This window comes from Pseudomonas sp. S3E17, assembly GCF_024168685.1.
Taxonomy (GTDB): Bacteria; Pseudomonadota; Gammaproteobacteria; order Pseudomonadales; family Pseudomonadaceae; genus Aquipseudomonas; species Aquipseudomonas marginalis.
In genome coordinates this window covers 4,711,019-4,731,205 of record NZ_JALJWE010000001.1, presented here as the reverse complement: position 1 = coordinate 4,731,205, position 20,187 = coordinate 4,711,019, and the positions used below count along the sequence as shown (strand labels likewise).

17 protein-coding genes are annotated in these 20,187 nt (G+C 57.3%); 10 read left to right on the top strand and 7 right to left on the bottom strand.

Annotation, left to right across the window (positions count from 1 at the left end; all coding sequences use genetic code 11):
* Positions 1 to 42: 42 nt before the first annotated feature.
* The 4 genes from gyrB to dnaA are packed head-to-tail and all read right to left on the bottom strand — an operon-like array spanning position 43 to position 6,251.
* Positions 43 to 2,460 (bottom strand): DNA topoisomerase (ATP-hydrolyzing) subunit B, encoded by a 2,418-nt coding sequence (gyrB, locus tag J3D60_RS21370; RefSeq protein ID WP_065937907.1) that lies wholly within the window; start codon positions 2,458 to 2,460, stop codon positions 43 to 45.
* Between the two features lie 4 nt (positions 2,461 to 2,464).
* Positions 2,465 to 3,568, bottom strand: coding sequence for a DNA replication/repair protein RecF (gene recF, locus J3D60_RS21365; protein WP_027608164.1), 1,104 nt, complete (start codon positions 3,566 to 3,568; stop codon positions 2,465 to 2,467).
* 20 nt (positions 3,569 to 3,588) lie between these two features.
* Entirely contained in the window at positions 3,589 to 4,692 is a 1,104-nt protein-coding gene (gene dnaN / locus J3D60_RS21360) for a DNA polymerase III subunit beta (RefSeq protein WP_005783345.1), read from the bottom strand.
* Positions 4,693 to 4,730: 38 nt separating this feature from the next.
* On the bottom strand, positions 4,731 to 6,251 hold the full coding sequence (gene dnaA / locus J3D60_RS21355; RefSeq protein WP_065937908.1) for a chromosomal replication initiator protein DnaA: 1,521 nt from the start codon (positions 6,249 to 6,251) through the stop codon (positions 4,731 to 4,733).
* Between the two features lie 586 nt (positions 6,252 to 6,837).
* Between dnaA and rpmH the strand changes: the two genes are divergently transcribed.
* The 5 genes from rpmH (at position 6,838) to mnmE (ending at position 10,787) form a co-directional block, all read left to right on the top strand.
* Positions 6,838 to 6,972, top strand: coding sequence for a 50S ribosomal protein L34 (rpmH, locus tag J3D60_RS21350; RefSeq protein WP_003213577.1), 135 nt, complete (start codon positions 6,838 to 6,840; stop codon positions 6,970 to 6,972).
* Positions 6,973 to 6,988: 16 nt separating this feature from the next.
* A complete protein-coding gene (gene rnpA / locus J3D60_RS21345) occupies positions 6,989 to 7,393 on the top strand; it encodes a ribonuclease P protein component (RefSeq protein ID WP_218188790.1) in 405 nt (134 codons plus the stop codon).
* On the top strand, positions 7,386 to 7,631 hold the full coding sequence (gene yidD, locus J3D60_RS21340) for a membrane protein insertion efficiency factor YidD (RefSeq protein WP_010207715.1): 246 nt from the start codon (positions 7,386 to 7,388) through the stop codon (positions 7,629 to 7,631). Before rnpA ends, yidD begins: the two co-directional genes overlap by 8 nt.
* 2 nt (positions 7,632 to 7,633) lie before the next feature.
* Complete coding sequence (gene yidC / locus J3D60_RS21335) at positions 7,634 to 9,337, top strand: membrane protein insertase YidC (RefSeq protein ID WP_253492692.1); 1,704 nt, start codon at positions 7,634 to 7,636, stop codon at positions 9,335 to 9,337.
* Between the two features lie 79 nt (positions 9,338 to 9,416).
* Positions 9,417 to 10,787, top strand: coding sequence for a tRNA uridine-5-carboxymethylaminomethyl(34) synthesis GTPase MnmE (mnmE, locus tag J3D60_RS21330; RefSeq protein ID WP_115488321.1), 1,371 nt, complete (start codon positions 9,417 to 9,419; stop codon positions 10,785 to 10,787).
* Positions 10,788 to 10,847: 60 nt separating this feature from the next.
* Here the strand turns inward: mnmE and J3D60_RS21325 are convergent, their stop codons facing one another.
* From J3D60_RS21325 to J3D60_RS21315, 3 genes are all read right to left on the bottom strand, one after another.
* On the bottom strand, positions 10,848 to 13,286 hold the full coding sequence (locus tag J3D60_RS21325) for a TonB-dependent siderophore receptor (protein WP_253492690.1): 2,439 nt from the start codon (positions 13,284 to 13,286) through the stop codon (positions 10,848 to 10,850).
* 92 nt (positions 13,287 to 13,378) lie between these two features.
* Entirely contained in the window at positions 13,379 to 14,323 is a 945-nt protein-coding gene (locus J3D60_RS21320) for a FecR domain-containing protein (protein ID WP_065937912.1), read from the bottom strand.
* Positions 14,323 to 14,829: a sigma-70 family RNA polymerase sigma factor gene (locus tag J3D60_RS21315; protein ID WP_065937913.1), complete on the bottom strand. Its 507-nt coding sequence runs from the start codon at positions 14,827 to 14,829 to the stop codon at positions 14,323 to 14,325. The genes J3D60_RS21320 and J3D60_RS21315 overlap by 1 nt, the downstream gene beginning before the upstream one ends.
* Positions 14,830 to 15,393: 564 nt before the next feature.
* Here J3D60_RS21315 and mnmG point away from each other — a divergent pair.
* From mnmG to J3D60_RS21290, 5 genes are all read left to right on the top strand, one after another.
* Positions 15,394 to 17,286: a tRNA uridine-5-carboxymethylaminomethyl(34) synthesis enzyme MnmG gene (gene mnmG, locus J3D60_RS21310; RefSeq protein ID WP_027608172.1), complete on the top strand. Its 1,893-nt coding sequence runs from the start codon at positions 15,394 to 15,396 to the stop codon at positions 17,284 to 17,286.
* Complete coding sequence (gene rsmG / locus J3D60_RS21305; RefSeq protein WP_065937914.1) at positions 17,283 to 17,927, top strand: 16S rRNA (guanine(527)-N(7))-methyltransferase RsmG; 645 nt, start codon at positions 17,283 to 17,285, stop codon at positions 17,925 to 17,927. Before mnmG ends, rsmG begins: the two co-directional genes overlap by 4 nt.
* Before the next feature lie 18 nt (positions 17,928 to 17,945).
* Positions 17,946 to 18,743 carry a ParA family protein gene (locus tag J3D60_RS21300; protein WP_016978715.1) on the top strand — a complete coding sequence of 266 codons (798 nt, stop codon included), beginning with the start codon at positions 17,946 to 17,948 and terminating at the stop codon, positions 18,741 to 18,743.
* A gap of 9 nt (positions 18,744 to 18,752) precedes the next feature.
* Positions 18,753 to 19,625, top strand: coding sequence for a ParB/RepB/Spo0J family partition protein (locus J3D60_RS21295; RefSeq protein WP_015886650.1), 873 nt, complete (start codon positions 18,753 to 18,755; stop codon positions 19,623 to 19,625).
* 148 nt (positions 19,626 to 19,773) lie between these two features.
* Positions 19,774 to 20,181 carry a F0F1 ATP synthase subunit I gene (locus tag J3D60_RS21290; RefSeq protein WP_010565865.1) on the top strand — a complete coding sequence of 136 codons (408 nt, stop codon included), beginning with the start codon at positions 19,774 to 19,776 and terminating at the stop codon, positions 20,179 to 20,181.
* Positions 20,182 to 20,187: the final 6 nt, after the last annotated feature.

Genomic DNA, 20,187 nt, shown 5'->3' with positions numbered 1-20,187 from the left:
CGCTATGCGTTGGCCTTTTTTATTTTAGGCGTCGTACCTGGATCAGAAATCCAGGTTAGACACTGCCAGGGCATTGCTCTCGATGAAGTCACGGCGAGGTTCGACCGCATCACCCATCAGGGTGTTGAAGATCTGGTCTGCGCCAATGGCGTCCTCGATGGTTACACGCAGCATACGGCGCTGGGCTGGGTCCATGGTGGTTTCCCACAGTTGATCCGGGTTCATTTCGCCCAGACCTTTGTATCGCTGGATCGTATGGCGCTTGGTGCTTTCCGCCATCAACCAGTCCAGGGCTTCCTTGAACTCCTTGACCGCTTTCTTACGCTCGCCACGCTGAATATAAGCACCATCGTCCAGCAGGGTGCTCAGTTGCGCGCCGAGGGTCACAACGGTCTTGTAGTCGTTGCTGCCGAAGAAGTCGCGGTTGAAGGTGACGTAGTTCGACAGGCCGTGGGAGATCAATTCGACCTCTGGCAGCCAGACGTTACGTTCACGGTCTTCACGCAGGCTGGCTTTGTACACCAGGCCGGATTTTTCGACAGTACGCAGGCGTACTTCGTACTGGGCCAGCCATTCCTGCATGTGTGCGTGGTCGCCCAACTGCTCCAGGCTTACGGACGGCAGGTAGATGAAGTGCTCGGTCAATTCCTGTGGGTACAGGCGCGACAGGCGCTTGAGTGTCTTCATCACCATACGGAAGTCGTTAACCAGACGCTCCAGCGCCTCGCCGGAGATCCCCGGGGCTTCGTCGTTCAAGTGCAGGCTGGCGTCTTCCAGGGCCGACTGCGTCATGTACTCTTCCATGGCGTCGTCGTCTTTGATGTATTGCTCTTGCTTGCCTTTCTTCACTTTGTACAACGGCGGCTGGGCGATATAGATATAGCCACGCTCGATCAGCTCCGGCAACTGACGGAAGAAGAAGGTCAGCAGCAGGGTACGGATGTGCGAACCGTCGACGTCAGCATCGGTCATGATGATGATGTTGTGATAGCGCAGCTTGTCGATGTTGTACTCGTCTCGGCCAATACCGCAGCCCAGTGCCGTGATCAAGGTGCCGACTTCCTGGGAGGAAATCATCTTGTCGAAACGAGCCTTCTCGACGTTGAGGATCTTACCCTTCAACGGCAGGATGGCCTGGGTGCGACGGTTACGACCCTGCTTGGCGGAACCGCCAGCAGAGTCACCTTCCACCAGGTACAGTTCGGAAAGGGCAGGGTCCTTCTCCTGGCAGTCAGCCAGTTTGCCTGGCAAGCCGGCAATATCCAGCGCACCTTTACGGCGGGTCATCTCACGGGCTTTACGCGCCGCTTCACGGGCACGTGCGGCGTCGATCATCTTGCCGACAACCAGCTTGGCTTCGTTCGGGTTTTCCAGCAGGAAGTCCGAGAAGTACTTACCCATCTCCTGTTCAACCGCAGTTTTCACTTCGGAAGACACCAGCTTGTCTTTGGTCTGGGAGCTGAATTTAGGGTCAGGCACTTTCACCGAGATGATCGCGGTCAGGCCTTCACGGGCATCGTCACCAGTGGTGGCGACCTTATGCTTCTTCGCCAGGCCTTCGGCTTCGATGTAGGTGTTCAGGTTACGCGTCAGCGCCGAACGGAAACCCACCAAGTGAGTGCCACCGTCACGCTGTGGAATGTTGTTGGTGAAGCACAACAGGTTCTCGTTGAAGCTGTCGTTCCATTGCAGGGCGATTTCCACGCCGATGCCGTCTTCACGCTGGATGTTGAAGTGGAACACCTGGTTGACCGCAGTCTTGTTGGTGTTCAGGTATTCAACGAACGCACGCAAGCCGCCTTCGTATTTGAACAGCTCTTCCTTGCCGCTGCGCTCATCCTTGAGGACGATGCCGACACCGGAGTTGAGGAAGGACAATTCACGAATCCGCTTGGCCAGGATGTCCCAGCTGAAGTGGATGTTCTTGAAAGTTTCAGCCGATGGCTTGAAATGGATCTGGGTACCGGTGCTTTCACTGTCACCAACGATTTTCATCGGCTCCTGTGGCACACCGTGGACGTAGGTCTGCTCCCAGATCTTGCCACTGCGGCGAACGGTCAGGATCAGCTCTTCGGACAGAGCGTTCACCACCGACACACCCACACCGTGCAAACCACCGGAGACTTTGTAGGAGTTGTCGTCGAACTTACCGCCGGCGTGGAGCACGGTCATGATGACCTCTGCCGCCGAAACACCTTCTTCTTTGTGCACATCTACCGGGATGCCGCGACCGTTGTCGCGCACGGTAATGGATTCGTCCGGATGGATGATGATGCTGATGTCGTCGCAGTGACCGGCCAAAGCTTCGTCGATGGAGTTGTCGACCACCTCGAACACCATGTGGTGCAGACCGCTACCGTCATCAGTGTCGCCAATGTACATACCGGGACGTTTGCGTACGGCATCCAAACCTTTCAGCACTTTAATGCTGGTCGAGTCGTACGTGTTTTCTTCGCTCATGCCTTCACTCCCGATGGTCGTGGGTCTGGGTGATACGGCCTTGTTCCACGTGGAACAAAGCGACTGGCGTTTCCGTCTGCCAGCCTTCCCTCAATAATTCGTGGTCTACACAGGTGATAAACACCTGGCAGCGTAAGTCTTCCAACAAGCGGCATAATGCACGGCGGTGTTGCTCGTCGAGTTCAGACGGCAAGTCATCCACCAGATAAATACACTGACCACGTCGGGCTTGGCTAACCAGATGCCCCTGGGCGATCCGAAGTGCACACACCACCAACTTCTGCTGGCCGCGGGACAAGATATCCGCAGCATTGTGTGCGCCTAATCTAAGACGCAAATCAGCCCGTTGGGGTCCGGCCTGGGTATGGCCAATTTGCTGATCCCGCTGCAGGGACGTCGCGAGCACTGCACTCAGCTCACGGTCTTTGTCCCAGCCACGGTAGTAACTCAGCGTCAGCCCCTCGAGATCCAACAACTCACTCAAGGTCTGCTCAAAGACTGGTTTCAAGGCTTTGATATAGGCGCGGCGGTATTCATCTATTTCATCGCTGGCCAGGCACAATTCCCGGTCCCAGGCCGCTTGCGAAGCGGCGTCAAGTGTACCATGCCGCAGCCATGAGTTCCGCTGCCGCAGGGCCTTCTGCAGGCGCTGCCACGTGGCCATGAATCGCGGTTCCACGTGGAACACTCCCCAGTCGAGAAACTGCCTGCGGATCTTTGGCGCGCCTTCCAACAAGCGGAAGCTGTCAGGGTTGATCAGTTGCAATGGCAGGATCTCTGCCAGTTGTGCGGCACTGCGAGCATTTTGCCCGTCGATGCGAATCTGGAACTCACCGCCGCGATCACGAGAAATCCCCAGGCTGCTGTGCCCACCCTCTGCCAGTTCGACTTGGCCAAATACCGTGCAGGCCAGTTGTTCGTACTGAATCACCGGCAACAGGCGGGCACTGCGAAAGGAACGGGCAAGCCCTAGCAGGTGGATGGCTTCCAGCACGCTGGTTTTGCCACTACCGTTGGCGCCGTGGAGGATATTGATGCGGGGAGAGGGGGAGAAGGTCACCGGGTGCAAATTGCGCACCGCGGTGACCGAGACGCGACTAAGGGACATCTAGCTTCTGCTGGGCATGATTACAGGCGCATCGGCATAACAACGTAAGCCGAGTCGTCATTATCGGATTCCTGCACCAGGGCGCTGCTGTTGGAGTCGGACAGGATCAGGCGAACCTGTTCGGTGGTCATCACACCCAGCACGTCCAGCAAGTAGCTCACGTTGAAGCCGATTTCCAAAGAGCCTCCGTTGTAGTCGACGCCCACTTCCTCTTCCGCTTCTTCCTGCTCCGGGTTATTGGCCTGGATTTTCAACTGACCATTGGCCAGTTGCAGACGAATGCCCCGGTACTTCTCGTTGGACAGGATCGCAGTACGGCTGAACGCTTCACGCAGGGCCTGGCGATCACCGATCACCAGCTTGTCCCCGCCTTTAGGCAGAACGCGCTCGTAATCCGGGAACTTGCCGTCGACCAGCTTGGAGGTGAAGGTGAACTCGCCAGTGGTCGCGCGAATATGATGCTGACCCAGCACGATGCTGACGTTGCCATCCGGCTCGGTGAGCAGGCGCGCCAGTTCGAGAATACCCTTACGCGGCACGATCACTTGGTGACGGTCAGGTTGACCGATATCGGCGCGCATCGAGCACATCGCCAGACGGTGACCGTCAGTGGCCACGGCGCGAATGATGCCTTCCGACACCTCCAGCAGCATGCCGTTGAGGTAGTAACGTACGTCCTGCTGGGCCATAGCGAAGCTGGTGCGCTCAATCAGACGACGCAGTTTGCTTTGCTCCAGGCTGCAGGTCAGTGAGCCAGGGCCTTCTTCCACAGTCGGGAAATCATTGGCCGGCAACGTAGACAGCGTGAAACGACTGCGACCCGCCTTGACTACCAACTTCTGCTCATCAACCTTAATGTCGATCAGCGCGTCGTTCGGCAGGCTTTTGCAGATGTCCATCAGCTTGCGCGCGGGTACTGTGATCTCGCCAGGTTCAGCGGGCTCTTCCAGTTGCACGCGACCGACCAGCTCGACTTCCAGGTCGGTACCGGTCAGGGACAATTGCTGGCCTTCGACCACCAGCAATACGTTGGAGAGCACCGGCAAGGTCTGTCGGCGCTCGACGACGCCTGCGACCAGTTGCAGGGGTTTCAACAGGGCTTCGCGTTGAATGGTGAAATGCATGGTCTAGTCCCTTGCCTTAATAAGCTGCGCTGGTGTCATCAAGTAGTCAGTGTACGCAGCAGGTTCTTGTAGTCCTCGCGAATATCCGCGTCGGATTCCTTAAGTTCGTTGATCTTGCGGCATGCGTGCAAGACCGTGGTGTGGTCGCGGCCGCCAAAAACATCCCCGATTTCCGGCAGGCTATGGTTGGTCAACTCCTTTGAGAGTGCCATGGCCACCTGACGCGGACGTGCCACCGAGCGCGAACGGCGCTTGGACAGCAGGTCGGAAATCTTGATCTTGTAGTACTCGGCCACGGTGCGCTGGATGTTATCCACACTCACCAGTTTGTCCTGCAATGCCAGCAAGTCTTTCAGGGATTCGCGAATCAGCTCGATGGTGATGTCGCGGCCCATGAAGTGAGAATGCGCAATGACACGCTTGAGCGCACCTTCCAGCTCACGCACGTTGGAACGGATGCGTTGGGCGATGAAAAACGCGGCGTCGTGGGGCAGATCGACTTTCGCCTGGTCGGCCTTTTTCATCAGGATCGCTACGCGGGTTTCCAGCTCCGGCGGCTCTACCGCAACGGTAAGGCCCCAGCCAAAGCGCGACTTCAAGCGTTCTTCCAGGCCTTCGATTTCCTTCGGGTAACGGTCACTGGTCAGGATGACCTGTTGGCCGCCTTCGAGCAGGGCGTTGAAGGTGTGGAAAAACTCTTCCTGGGAACGCTCCTTGCGCGCGAAGAATTGAATGTCATCGATCAGCAATGCATCAACGGAGCGGTAGAACCGCTTGAACTCGTTGATCGCATTGAGCTGCAGGGCCTTGACCATGTCAGCGACGAAGCGCTCCGAGTGCAGGTACACAACCTTGGCATTCGGGTTCTTCTTTAATAGGTGGTTACCCACAGCGTGCATCAAATGGGTCTTACCCAAGCCAACGCCGCCATAAAGGAAGAGCGGGTTGTAACCATGCTTGGGGTTATCGGCGACCTGCCAGGCGGCCGCGCGGGCCAGCTGGTTGGATTTACCTTCGACGAAGTTCTCGAAGGTGAACGTGCGGTTCAGGTAGCTGGTGTGCTTGAGCGCACCTTCGACCTGCACCGTGCGCTGCTCGGCGCGGACCGGAGCCTGCTGGGAACTGGCACCCGCCATCGGATCGAAGCTGTCGCGGGACGGCTCTTCATTGATAGTCGCGTTGTTCTGCGACGAGGCTTTCGAAGCCGTCTGGGCAACCGGCGCTGGCGAATTATTAACAGGCGGCACAGGGGCTTGAGCCTGCGAGGCACTCGCTGCGAGCGGAGCATTCGGTGCAGCACGAGGTGCCGAGCTGCGTTTGCTGCCTATTAATAAGGAGAGCACGGGCGCAAGGCCATTGCCGTGTTCATCGAGCAATTCGAGAACGCGGCTCAGGTACTTCTCGTTGACCCAGTCGAGAACAAAACGATTGGGCGCATAGACACGCAACTCGTCGCCTTCGGCTTCGACCTGTAGCGGGCGGATCCAGGTGTTGAATTGCTGGGCAGGCAGCTCATCGCGCAAAAGCTCCACGCACTGCTGCCAAAGTTCCACTGACACGGATATCCCCTAAGTTGAAAGCCGGTGAGGCAAAAACAGCCGCCATTGTAGCGGCCAGCAGCCCACTTATCCACATGTAGGTTGCTCACAGGCCAGCCAAAATCAATGCCTTAACTGCAAAAAATGCGACAGATGGTCTGTGCATAAGCTCTGTGGATAAGCGCGCCTGAGCTCGTTGTACAAGTGGGGTCGAAAGTCTGTGGGTAACTGGCCTGTGGATAACATGCCATTCCACACACAGCTTATCCGACAGCGCAGCACAGGCAGAGCACCGCTTCTCCCCCATGTTGTCATTCTCTGTACAGCACGTGGAATATGGCCTTAAGGCAGTTATCCACAGAGGATGGCCTGCCTAGCTTTTATAAGCTTTACAGAAAAGCTTTAAATAACTTCCTTCTTTATTTTTATATCTATGGCATTGCTCATGGAAGCAGAACGGAAAGAAAAAGGTCTGGAGGCCCGTAAAGATCTAATTGAAGGAAAAGCTGGTTGGAAATTGACCTAGAGGCTTGCTTTCTCTAGAATCGCCGGTCTCTTAAAACGGGGGCCATTCCGGCCCGTTGTGGACGAACCAGGTAACAACGCCATGAAACGTACTTTCCAACCAAGCACCATCAAACGCGCCCGTACCCACGGCTTCCGTGCTCGCATGGCTACCAAGAACGGCCGTGCTGTCCTGTCGCGTCGCCGCGCCAAAGGTCGTGCGCGTCTGGCAGTTTGATAATCCGGTACTGGTGGTGAGTCAGGACTTCAGTCGGGAAAAGCGTCTGCTAACCCCCCGGCACTTCAAGGCAGTCTTTGACTCCCCCACCGGCAAGGTTCCGGGGAAAAATCTCCTGCTCCTTGCGCGTAACAACGATCTTGATCACCCCCGTCTCGGGTTGGTGATCGGCAAGAAGAGCGTAAAGCTCTCCGTTGAGCGCAATCGCCTCAAGCGTCTGATGCGCGAATCGTTTCGCCTCCACCAGGACACTCTGGTTGGTTGGGATATTGTTATCGTCGCGCGCAAAGGCTTGGGGGATGTAGAAAACCCCGAATTGATTCAGCATTTCGGCAAGCTCTGGAAACGTCTGGCGCGTACCAACAAACCGGCACCAGTAGTCAGCACCGAAACTGTAGGGGTAGACAGCACCGATGCGTAAACTGGCACTCGTTCCGATCCAGTTTTATCGCTATGCCATTAGTCCTCTGATGGCCAGCCACTGTCGTTTCTACCCCAGTTGTTCCTGCTACGCGTTAGAGGCCATAGAAAATCATGGTCTTCTGCGCGGTGGCTGGCTGACCTTTCGTCGTTTAGGTCGCTGTCATCCGTGGAATCCCGGTGGTTATGACCCGGTTCCACCTATCCCTACCTCCCGTTCTTCTTCGATGGCCGAGTAATCATGGATATTAAACGCACGATCCTGATCGTCGCCCTGGCAATCGTGTCCTACGTCATGGTCCTTAAGTGGAACCAGGACTATGGCCAGGCTGCCCTGCCGACTCAGAATGTTGCTGCCAATGCTGTTCCAGCGGGGCTTCCCGATACAGTAACTGGCACCAATACTGCCGCCAGTGATGACATTCCACGGGCAGCGGGCGAAACAAAAGCACCTGCCGAAGTTGCAGTTGCCGCAAGCACCGACCTCATCCAGATCAAGACGGATGTGTTGGACCTGGCCATCGACCCGCAAGGTGGCGATGTTGCCAAGCTGACACTTCCGCTGTATCCGCGTCGTCAGGATCACCCGGAAATCCCATTCCAGTTGTTCGATAACGGTGGTGAACGTGTTTACCAGGCACAAAGTGGCCTGATCGGCACCAACGGCCCTGATGCGAGTGCAACCGGTCGTCCGATTTTCTCTGCGGAGAAGAAGAGCTATCAACTGGCAGATGGCCAAGACCAACTGGTCGTGGACTTGAAGTTCAGCAAGGACGGCGTCAACTACATCAAGCGCTTCACACTCAAGCGCGGCCTGTACGACATCGTTGTCACCTATTTGATCGACAACCAGAGCGCCCAGCCTTGGACCGGCGCAATGTTTGCGCAGCTCAAGCGTGACGCCAGTTCCGATCCATCGTCCAGCACTGCGACCGGTACCGCGACTTACCTGGGCGCTGCCCTGTGGACAAGTTCGGAACCGTACAAAAAAGTATCCATGAAAGACATGGATAAGGTGGCCGAAGACAAAACCAAGGCGCCGATCACCTATAACGTGAACGGTGGCTGGGTAGCCTGGCTGCAGCACTACTTCGTGACCGCGTGGATTCCTCAGCCTGGCCAGAACAATTCCGTACTGGCGCGCAAGGACAGCAAAGGCAACTACATCATCGGCTACACCGGCCCGGCGATGACCGTCGCGCCAGGTGCCAAGGCTGAAACCAGCGCTACCCTGTACGCCGGCCCGAAAAGCCAGGCGGTGCTGAAAGAGTTGTCCCCAGGTCTGGAACTGACTGTGGACTACGGCATCCTGTGGTTCATTGCCCAGCCGATCTTCTGGCTGCTGCAACATATCCACAGCATCGTCGGTAACTGGGGCTGGTCGATCATCTTCCTGACCATGCTGATCAAGGGGATCTTCTTCCCACTGTCGGCCGCCAGCTACAAGTCGATGGCGCGCATGCGTGCCGTGGCCCCTAAACTGGCCGCACTGAAAGAACAACATGGCGATGACCGGCAGAAAATGTCGCAGGCCATGATGGAGCTGTACAAGAAAGAGAAGATCAACCCGCTGGGTGGATGCTTGCCGATTCTGGTACAGATGCCGGTATTCCTGTCGCTGTACTGGGTACTCCTGGAAAGCGTGGAAATGCGCCAGGCACCGTTCATGCTGTGGATAACTGACCTGTCGATCAAAGACCCGTTCTTTATCCTGCCGATCATCATGGGCGCGACCATGTTTATCCAGCAGCGCCTGAACCCGACGCCGCCGGATCCGATGCAGGCCAAGGTGATGAAAATGATGCCAATCATCTTCACCTTCTTCTTCCTGTGGTTCCCTGCTGGCCTGGTTCTGTACTGGGTGGTCAACAACGTGTTGTCGATCTCTCAACAGTGGTACATCACACGTAAAATCGAAGCGGCTACCAAAAAAGCCGAGGCGTAATTTACTCTGTGGATAACCACTCAAGACGCCCCCTAGTGGGGCGTTTTGCTTTCCGTCACTTTTATTCTGGAACCTGCTGATGAGCGCTCCTCGTGAAACCATCGCTGCTGTCGCTACCGCTCAGGGTCGCGGCGGTGTCGGTATCGTTCGTATTTCCGGACCGCTCGCCGGTATTGCCGCGAAGGCCATCAGCGGGCGTGAGTTGAAGCCGCGCTACGCCCATTACGGCCCGTTCCTCGGCTCTGATGAGGAAGTATTGGACGAAGGCCTGGCCCTGTATTTCCCGGGACCCAACTCCTTCACGGGTGAAGACGTACTGGAATTGCAGGGGCACGGCGGCCCGATCGTTCTGGATATGTTGCTGCAACGCTGCCTGCAGTTGGGTTGCCGCCTGGCTCGCCCGGGTGAGTTCAGTGAGCGGGCATTCCTCAACGACAAGCTCGACCTGGCACAGGCCGAGGCGATTGCCGATTTGATCGAGGCCAGTTCTGCGCAAGCTGCACGCAATGCGCTGCGCTCTCTGCAGGGCGCTTTTTCCCTGCGTGTGCATAACTTGACCGAACAGTTGATCAGCCTGCGCATCTACGTCGAGGCGGCGATTGATTTTCCTGAAGAGGAAATCGACTTCCTTGCTGATGGCCATGTATTGGCGATGCTGGATAAGGTCCGTGATGAGTTATCCACAGTCCTTCGGGAAGCCGGGCAAGGCGCGTTGCTGCGAGACGGCATGACCGTCGTGATCGCCGGGCGTCCCAATGCCGGCAAATCCAGCCTGCTCAATGCGCTGGCGGGGCGTGAAGCAGCCATTGTCACCGAGATCGCCGGCACCACCCGGGATATCCTGCGCGAACATATCCACATCGATGGCATGCCGTTGCACGTCGTCGACACCGCCGGTTTACGCGATACCGATGACCAGGTTGAAAAGATCGGCGTGGAACGCGCGCTCAAGGCCATCGGCGAAGCGGACCGGGTATTGCTGGTGGTGGACGCCACCGCGCCGGAGGCTGTGGATCCTTTTGCATTGTGGCCGGAATTCCTCGAGCAACGGCCGGACCCGGCCAAAGTCACCTTGATTCGTAACAAAGCCGATCTGACGGGTGAAGCCATTGCGATGGAAACCAGCGCTGACGGCCACGTCACTATCAGCCTGAGCGCCAAGTCTGCGGGGGAGGGCCTGGAATTGCTGCGCGAGCATCTCAAGGCCTGCATGGGTTACGAGCAGACGTCGGAAAGCAGCTTCAGTGCGCGCCGCAGGCACCTGGAGGCGCTGCGCCATGCAAGCGCGGCATTGGAACACGGCCGGGCGCAGTTGACCTTGGCGGGGGCGGGGGAGCTGCTGGCTGAGGATCTTCGCCAGGCGCAGCAGCTGTTGGGAGAAATCACCGGGGCATTCAGCTCCGATGATTTGTTGGGACGGATCTTCTCCAGCTTCTGTATCGGCAAGTAGGAGCAGGCTTGCCAGCGATAGCGGCCTGAAGAGCATTTTGATTCTTCAGGCCATCATCCATCACCAGTTGTACGAAACAGTCCCAAGCAGTGTACGACTGTCACCCCAGTAGCAGCGGCCCGCGTCGTTGCAGCCAGAAACATACTCCTTGTCGAACAGGTTCTTGGCGTTCACGTCCACTGACCAGTGCCTGTCGATCTGATAGCCGACGGCTGCGTCCACCAGAGTGACGCTCCCAGCATCCAGCTTTCCGTAGAGGCTTGGCTGGGTGTAAGAAAACGTACTGTCGAAATAGCGCACACCGCCGCCCAGGGACAAGCCCTTGAGTTGGCCATCGAGGAAGCGGTACTTGCCCCACACCGAGGCCTGGTTGCGCGGAACCCCCGTCATCTGATGCCCCTCGACCAGCGAGGTCGCCGAGTCCTTGGTAATACGAGCGTCAGTGTAGGTGTAGGCTGCGGTCACATTCAGGTTGGGGGTGATGTTGCTGTTCACCTCGACCTCGGCCCCTTTGGCCCGGCTTTCGCCCACCTGGCGGTAGCTGTTGGTGGTGGCGTCGAGGTAGGTGTCGTCTTCCTTGCGCAAGTCATACACCGACAGGGTCATCGCCGTATCCCAGCCGACCGGTTCGTACTTCACACCCACTTCGTACTGACTACTGGTGATCGGCTTCAACGGTGAGCCGGCGTTGGAGATCTGCTGTACAGGCACAAATGCGGTGGAGTAGCTGACGTACGGTGTCAGGCCGTTGTCGAACTGGTACATCACCCCGCCCTGGTAGGTAAACTTGCGGTCTTCGGAGCCGGTGTTGCTGGCCTTGTTGACCTTGTCGCGGAAATCACTGTCGACCCAGTCCTGGCGGCCGCCCAGCAGGAACAACCAGTGGTCATACTTGCTCTGGATTTGTGCATAAACACCCTTCATTTGCTGCTCGAGCAAGGTGTTTTGCACAGCCACCGGGGTAAGCGGCTCACGCAGGTACACGGGGTTATACACATTGATGGTGCCGGCGAAGCCTGCGTCCCAATCCTGGTTGAACGAGGTGCGGTCATAACTGGCGCCGAACAGCACCGTATTTTCCAGGTCACCGACCTGGAATTTGCCTTCCAACTGGTTATCCAGGGAGTAGACCATCGACTTGTTGTAGCGGTCGTAGGCCGTCATGTTCAGTTGGGTGCCGAAACCGCCATTGTTCAATGTGCCCGGCCAGGTTTCGTGACGGTTGATGCGCGATTGCATGTACCGCGAGTTCTGGCGGAACTGCCACTCATCATTGAAGCTGTGGCTGAATTCGTAGCCGCTGCTCCAGGCTTCACGTTCGAACGTGTTCCAGTCCGGGTCGCCGAGCATGGTGTGCTTGGACAGCTTTCCGTTCGGATTTGTAAGCAAGGTCCCCGCGGCGGGTAGGCCGAGTTCGAGATTGGTGTGGTCCTTTTGGTAATTGGCCAACAGCGTGAGCGTGTTGAAGTCGTCGAAATTCAGGGTCAGTGAAGGCGCTATATACAGGCGATCATCAGGAACATGGTCAGTCTGCGTATCGGACTTGCGGCCGAGCATCACCACCCGGCCAAGGATGTTGCCGCTGTCGTTGAGTGGACCAGAGATATCCACACCCAACTGACGCCGATTATTCGAGCCATAACCGAGCTGTACTTCACCCTGCGGCGTGGCAGTCGGATGTTTGCTCACCAGGTTCACTAAACCGCCAGGCGCGTTTTCACCGTACAGCAGGGAAGAGGGCCCACGGAAGATTTCGACCCGCTCCAGGCCATAGGGCTCACTGGTGGTGTCGTACCGATTGCCTTGTACGCGCAGGCCATCTCGCAGCAGGCCGTAGCCGTAATCCGTGGCATTGAAACCGCGGATGAAGAACAAGTCCCCCGCGAGACCGTCGCCAGCAGCAAAGGGCGGCGCGAAGATACCTGGCACGTAGCCCAATACTTCAGTCAGGGTCTGCGACTTCTGGTCCTTGATGCGCTGGCCGGTGACGACCGATACCGAACGCGGTGTTTCCGACAGAGGTGTGCTGGTCTTGGTGCCGATACGGCTGTTTTGCGCTTTGTAGCCCACATCCCCGGCAATCTCTTGATTGAACCCAGCCTGTTGATAAGTGCTGACCGTGGTGGGCGCGAGCGTGAGTTGCCCTGTAGGAATGGCCTGCAGGACATAGCTGCCTGGCGCCTGGACTACCGCTTGTAACCCCGAGTTCTGCAGCAACAGTGCAAAGCCTTGCTCAACCGAATAGTCACCTTCCAGCCCGGTGGTGTTCAAGCGCGCGGTTTGTTGGGGCGAGAAAGACAGAATCACATTCGCCCTGGCGGCAAATTGGCTCAAGGCATTGTCCAGGGGACCGGCCGCAATGGCGTAATGCTGCACGGCGCTGGCGGCCATGGCGTCACTGGATAGTAAAACACCGGCTGTGGCTGCTGTGCCGAGCAGCAGGCTGCACGTCATACCGTGGTAGGAAAGTCGCTGGCGGAGCTTGGTGCGAAGGCGCATAGGTGGGTAAGCCCTGAAGGTGGCGTCGTGATTACCTTTAGGGCCGTGCCAGGTAAAAAAAAGATAACCCCTTGTGAGGATATTTTTTGCGATCAAGCGATTCGCTTCACCGAAACCCAATAGCGCGTGAAGTATTTCACCTGAATGGGCAAGGTTGCCTGCAGATTCGCCAGTACCGCATCGGTGGAGTCGAGGCGGAAAGTCCCGGAAACACGTAGGCGTGCACTAGCCAAGTCGCATTTCAGGACGCCGGGACGGTAGCGGGCAAGGTCTTCGATCACATCCCCGAGGCGAGCATCCAATACGATCAGTTGGCCATCGACCCAGGCAGCCTGGGACCCGCTATACGTGTGGCCAAGCCCTATGTTTTGACGATCAAAGTCAGCGCTTTCACCGGCACCGAGCAGTCGCGCATGGTTGGGCCGGTCACCAGGGGCCACACTTACGCGATCCTCCAGAACACCGACACGCGTGGAATCTGGCAACTGGCGCACTGTAAACCGAGTACCCAATGCCTGGACTCGGCCTTGGCGGGTTTCGACATAAAAGGGCGTGTGCCCGCCCAACTTGCCGGTGTGGATAAGTACTTCACCTTCACGCAGCCGGATCAAACGTTGGCGCCCGTCGAAGATCACGTCAATCGCCGTGCTGGTATTAAGATCAATCCGGGTGCCGTCAGCCAACGCGATACGCTGGCGTTCACCCACGGACGTCCGGTAGTCGGCCCATACATTGCCCAGGGAGGTGTGTTGCTGGACATTCCAGCCCAGGTACCCGGTACCGCCCATTACCAGCATCCACTTCAATACCTGACGACGTTGTTGCGTGGTCGACAATGCCCGGCGGGTGAAATCCTGGGGAAGGGCACCGAGACTGCGCTGCAATTGCTCCATCTGGTTCCACGCCGCCTGATGGGACGGATCGCCGTTGAGCCATTGTTGCCAGGCAAGGCGTTCAGCGGCCGTAGGCGTTTGGGATTGAAACTGTACATACCAGTGAGCAGCGGCCTCGAAGGTCTTGCGATCGGGGGCGGCCATTACAGGCTGGCCATGATCAGCGAGCATTCAGTCAATGCACGGATCATGTGCTTCTTCACCGTGGTCAGCGACACCTGCAGTTGATCGGCGATCTGTTGATAAGTCAGCCCCTCGATCTGCGACAACAGGAAGATCCGTCGCGCTCGCTCACCGAGTCCGGACAGGGCTTTATCCACAGCCACCAGCGTCTCGATGATGATGGCTTTGTCTTCTTCACTGATGGCCGTGGCTTCAGGCCGTTCGGCCAAGGTTTGCTTGTAGGCCTGCTCGATGGCATGCCGGCGATAACGATCAATCACCAGGCCCCTGGCGATGGTTGCCAGGTAGTCACGCGGTTCAACGATCTGCGCCGCATGCCGCCCAACCAGAATGCGCACGAACGTATCGTGCGCCACGTCCGCTGCATCGCAGGCGTTATGCAACTTACCTTTGAGCCACCCGTGCAACCAGGAATGGTGCTGCTCGTAGATGTTCTGAACCGCAGCCGTGTGTGAAGAAGGAGACATAGGGCATGACAAGGCAGGTTAATGATAATCGCTATTATTAACTGCCTGGCTGTTTTCTCACAATAGATCTCTTTTTGACGTGCTCACCCCCGAATAGAAAGATTCGGTTGGCTTCGCCGTGGGCGAAATTCACACCATTGCACGGATTTCTGTGGATTAAGCTCTGTGAATAACCGCCCCTGTGCCCAGTTGATAACAGGGCTCGAAACCTGAGTAAAAACCTCTCTGTGGATAACCACCTGTTTAATCCACAGGCTTAAAGCACTTATCCAAGGGCCTCATTGGCACATGACCACAGACTTTTGAATCGCTGTACACATTGTAAATAAAGGTCTGTAGAGATCTATCCACAGAAACGGTGCCCAGTAGAAATAAACATAAAAACAAAGATTTAATAAATTTCTCTCTTTTAATTTCTATTGTCTGTGATTCATCCACAGCTGGTTAAATTTTGTGCAAAGGGTTCTTTAGGAAGGGCGAAGTCCCTATACTTGCCGCCAAAGCTCCAAAACCCTTTCAACAAACAATTCCTGATTACCTACATAAGCAGGCACGAGGTGCGTGGTGGATTTCCCTTCCCGTTTTGAAGTGATCGTCATCGGCGGCGGTCATGCCGGTACCGAGGCAGCACTGGCGTCAGCACGCATGGGCGTAAAAACCCTGTTGCTGACGCATAACGTGGAAACCCTCGGCGCCATGAGTTGCAACCCCGCCATTGGTGGGATCGGCAAAAGCCATCTGGTCAAGGAAATCGACGCCCTTGGTGGCGTGATGGCCGAGGCTACCGACAAGGGTGGTATTCAATTTCGCGTGCTCAACAGCCGCAAAGGCCCGGCCGTGCGTGCCACTCGGGCCCAGGCAGACCGCATCCTGTACAAAGCCGCGGTCCGCGAAACCCTGGAAAACCAGCCCAACCTGTGGATATTTCAACAAGCCGCCGATGACTTGATCGTCGAACAGGACGTGGTTCGCGGTGTTGTCACCCAAATGGGCCTGCGTTTCTTCGCAGAATCCGTGGTGTTGACCACCGGTACGTTCCTCGGCGGACTTATCCACATCGGTATGCAGAACTATTCGGGTGGCCGCGCCGGTGATCCTCCGTCGATTGCCCTGGCAAAACGCCTGCGCGAATTGCCGCTGCGCGTGGGTCGCCTGAAAACCGGGACCCCGCCGCGTATCGACGGGCGTTCCGTGGATTTCTCGGTGATGACCGAACAAGCAGGCGATACTCCGATCCCGGTGATGTCGTTCATGGGTTCCAAGGAGCAGCACCCCAAACAGGTGAGCTGCTGGATTACCCATACCAATGCGCGCACTCACGAAATCATTGCCGCGAACCTCGACCGTTCGCCGATGTACTCCGGGGTAATCGAAGGTATTGGCCCACGTTACTGCCCGTCGATCGAAGACAAGATCCACCGCTTTGCCGACAAGGAAAGCCATCAGGTCTTCATCGAGCCCGAAGGCCTGACTACCCACGAGCTGTACCCGAACGGGATTTCCACTTCCCTGCCGTTCGATGTGCAAATCCAGATCGTGCAATCGATTCGCGGCATGGAAAACGCACACATCGTGCGTCCGGGCTACGCCATCGAATACGACTACTTCGACCCGCGTGACCTGAAGTACAGCCTGGAAACCAAGGTTATCGGCGGCCTGTTCTTCGCCGGGCAAATCAACGGCACCACCGGCTACGAAGAAGCCGGCGCCCAGGGCTTGCTGGCCGGGACCAACGCCGCATTGCGTGCACAAGGCAAAGACAGCTGGTGCCCGCGTCGCGATGAAGCGTATATCGGCGTGTTGGTCGACGACCTGATTACCCTGGGAACCCAGGAACCGTATCGGATGTTCACTTCCCGAGCGGAATACCGCCTGATCCTGCGCGAAGACAACGCCGACCTGCGCCTGACCGAAAAAGGCCGTGAACTGGGCTTGGTCGACGATGCGCGCTGGGCGGCTTTCTGCAAAAAACGCGAAAGCATCGAGCTTGAAGAGCAGCGCCTGAAAAGTACCTGGGTTCGCCCCGGGACCGAGCAGGGCGACGCGATTGCGGAAAAATTCGGCACGCCGCTGACTCATGAATACAACCTGCTGAACCTGCTGTCCCGTCCGGAAATCGACTACGCTGGCCTGGTCGAAGTGACCGGCGGCGGCGCCGATGATCCACAGGTTGCCGAGCAGGTCGAAATCAAGACCAAGTACGCCGGTTACATTGACCGCCAGCAGGACGAAATCGCTCGTCTGCGCGCCAGTGAAGACACCAGGCTGCCTGTGGATATCGACTACACCGGTATTTCCGGCTTGTCGAAAGAAATCCAAAGCAAGCTGGGGATAACTCGCCCCGAGACCCTCGGCCAGGCTTCACGTATCCCCGGTGTCACCCCGGCAGCCATTTCGCTGTTGATGATTCATTTGAAAAAACGCGGCGCGGGCCGTCAGTTGGAGCAAAGCGCTTGAGTTCGTTGGTCACCTCGCAACACGCCGAAGAGTTATCCACAGGTGCGCGCCAATTGGGCGTGGACTTGACCCAGGCCCAGCACGATTTGCTGCTGGGTTATCTGGCCCTGTTGATCAAATGGAACAAGGCTTACAACCTGACGGCCGTGCGTGATCCCGACGAAATGGTTTCCCGTCACTTGCTCGACAGTCTGAGCGTAATGCCGTTTATCGAAAACGGTCGTTGGCTCGATGTCGGCAGTGGTGGCGGTATGCCTGGCATCCCGCTGGCTATCCTGTTTCCCGAGTCGCAAGTGACCTGCCTGGACAGCAACGGCAAGAAAACCCGCTTCCTGACCCAGGTCAAACTCGAACTCAAGCTGGATAACCTGCACGTTATCCACAGTCGCGTCGAAGCCTTCACGCCTGAGTTGCCCTTCAACGGAATTGTTTCCCGGGCGTTCAGCAGCATGGAGAACTTCAGCAGCTGGACTCGTCACCTGGGCGACGGCGACACCCGCTGGCTGGCAATGAAGGGCGTCCATCCAAGCGATGAGCTGTTAGCATTGCCGGCAGACTTCCACCTCGATAGCGAACACGCCTTGGCCGTACCCGGTTGCCAAGGCCAACGCCATCTGCTGATACTGCGCCGCACGGCATGATTGGGAACACAAGCAAGAATGGCTAAGGTATTCGCGATAGCGAACCAGAAAGGTGGCGTGGGCAAAACCACCACCTGCATCAACCTCGCAGCATCCCTGGTCGCCACCAAGCGTCGGGTGCTGTTGATCGATCTCGATCCACAGGGCAACGCCACCATGGGTAGCGGTGTGGATAAACACGGCTTGGAAAACTCGGTCTACGACTTGCTGATTGGCGAGTGCGACCTGGCCCAGGCCATGCACTACTCCGAGCATGGCGGTTATCAACTGCTGCCGGCCAACCGCGATTTGACTGCGGCGGAAGTGGTGCTGCTGGAAATGCAGATGAAGGAAAGCCGTCTGCGCAGCGCGTTGGCACCGATCCGCGAGAACTACGACTACATTTTGATCGACTGCCCACCGTCGCTGTCGATGCTCACGCTTAACGCATTGGTGGCTGCCGATGGGGTGATTATCCCCATGCAGTGCGAGTACTACGCGCTGGAAGGGTTGAGCGACCTTGTGGATAACATCAAGCGTATTGCCGAGCTGCTCAACCCGAACCTGCAGATCGAAGGCCTGCTTCGGACCATGTTCGATCCGCGCCTGAGCCTGATGAACGATGTGTCGGCGCAGCTCAAGGAACACTTTGGCGACCAGCTGTACGACACCGTGATTCCACGCAACATCCGCCTGGCCGAAGCGCCAAGCTATGGCATGCCCGCGCTGGCGTACGACAAATCATCCCGTGGCGCCATTGCCTACCTGGCATTGGCCGGCGAGATGGTTCGTCGTCAACGCCGCAACTCACGCACCGCTGCAGCCCAGCCAACTTAAGGAATCCCCATGGCCGTCAAGAAACGAGGTCTCGGACGTGGACTGGATGCACTGCTGAGTGGTCCGACCGTCACATCGCTTGAAGAACAAGCGGTGCAGGCTGACGAACGCGAGCTGCAGCACTTGCCCCTGGACCTGATCCAGCGCGGCAAATACCAGCCACGCCGGGACATGGACCCCCAGGCCCTGGAAGAACTGGCCAATTCGATCAAGGCCCAGGGCGTGATGCAGCCGATTGTGGTGCGCCCGATCGGCGGCGGCCGCTTTGAAATCATCGCCGGTGAACGCCGCTGGCGCGCCAGCCAGCAGGCGGGCAAGGACACCATCCCGGCGATGGTGCGCGATGTACCGGATGAAACCGCCATCGCCATGGCGTTGATCGAGAATATCCAGCGTGAAGACCTCAATCCCATCGAGGAAGCGATCGCCTTGCAGCGTTTGCAGCAGGAATTCCAGCTGACCCAGCAACAGGTCGCCGAGGCCGTGGGTAAATCCCGTGTCACCGTGTCCAACTTGCTGCGCCTGATCGCGCTGCCGGAAGTCATCAAGACCATGTTGTCCCATGGCGACCTCGAGATGGGCCACGCCCGTGCTTTGCTCGGTTTGCCGGAAAATCAACAGGTTGAAGGGGCGCGACACGTTGTCGCACGAGGGCTCACCGTTCGTCAGACCGAGGCCCTGGTTCGCCAGTGGCTCAGCGGCAAACCTGCACCGGTCGAAACGGCCAAACCTGATCCGGATATCGCGCGTCTCGAGCAGCGCCTGGCCGAACGCCTGGGCTCTGCGGTACAAATTCGCCACGGCAAGAAAGGCAAAGGGCAATTGGTCATCGGATATAACTCCCTTGATGAGCTTCAGGGCGTCCTTGCCCACATCCGCTGAAACATTTGCTTATGTAGCGCGTGATCGGAAATCACTACCCGGCAGTTGAATAGGGGCAGAACCGCCCCTATACTCTGCGCGCATTTTGTCGGCACAAATTATGCCAAGTTATTGATTTCCGGCAGCCGACTATTGAGGAGCAAGAGTGATGGAAACCCGCACGCCAAACACGTTGCCCTTCCATCGCTTGGCTGTTTTTCCGGTTTTATTGGCTCAATTTGTCATTTTGCTGATCGCCGCATTGGCGCTTTGGTACTGGCATGGAGTCGTAGCCGGATATTCAGGACTTTGCGGAGGCCTGATAGCCTTGCTGCCCAATATGTATTTTGCTCACAGGGCCTTTCGGTTTTCCGGCGCCCGAGCAGCCCAGGCTATCGTCCGGTCTTTTTATGCCGGCGAGGCGGGGAAACTGATTTTGACGGCAGTGCTGTTTGCACTGACCTTTGCAGGTGTGAAGCCATTGGCGCCGCTGGCTGTATTCGGCGTCTTCGTGTTGACCCAACTGGTCAGCTGGTTCGCTCCCCTGCTGATGAAAACAAGACTTTCGAAACCTTAGGGCGTT

Coding starts and splice junctions, on each gene's coding strand:
- mnmE (WP_115488321.1), top strand. CDS start 9,417: ATGAGCGCTCCTCGTGAAACCATCGCTGCTGTCGCTACCGCTCAGGGT.
- J3D60_RS21290 (WP_010565865.1), top strand. CDS start 19,774: ATGGAAACCCGCACGCCAAACACGTTGCCCTTCCATCGCTTGGCTGTT.
- J3D60_RS21320 (WP_065937912.1), bottom strand. CDS start 14,323: ATGGCCGCCCCCGATCGCAAGACCTTCGAGGCCGCTGCTCACTGGTAT.
- J3D60_RS21315 (WP_065937913.1), bottom strand. CDS start 14,829: ATGTCTCCTTCTTCACACACGGCTGCGGTTCAGAACATCTACGAGCAG.
- yidD (WP_010207715.1), top strand. CDS start 7,386: ATGCGTAAACTGGCACTCGTTCCGATCCAGTTTTATCGCTATGCCATT.
- yidC (WP_253492692.1), top strand. CDS start 7,634: ATGGATATTAAACGCACGATCCTGATCGTCGCCCTGGCAATCGTGTCC.
- gyrB (WP_065937907.1), bottom strand. CDS start 2,460: ATGAGCGAAGAAAACACGTACGACTCGACCAGCATTAAAGTGCTGAAA.
- J3D60_RS21300 (WP_016978715.1), top strand. CDS start 17,946: ATGGCTAAGGTATTCGCGATAGCGAACCAGAAAGGTGGCGTGGGCAAA.
- dnaN (WP_005783345.1), bottom strand. CDS start 4,692: ATGCATTTCACCATTCAACGCGAAGCCCTGTTGAAACCCCTGCAACTG.
- recF (WP_027608164.1), bottom strand. CDS start 3,568: ATGTCCCTTAGTCGCGTCTCGGTCACCGCGGTGCGCAATTTGCACCCG.
- J3D60_RS21325 (WP_253492690.1), bottom strand. CDS start 13,286: ATGCGCCTTCGCACCAAGCTCCGCCAGCGACTTTCCTACCACGGTATG.
- J3D60_RS21295 (WP_015886650.1), top strand. CDS start 18,753: ATGGCCGTCAAGAAACGAGGTCTCGGACGTGGACTGGATGCACTGCTG.
- rpmH (WP_003213577.1), top strand. CDS start 6,838: ATGAAACGTACTTTCCAACCAAGCACCATCAAACGCGCCCGTACCCAC.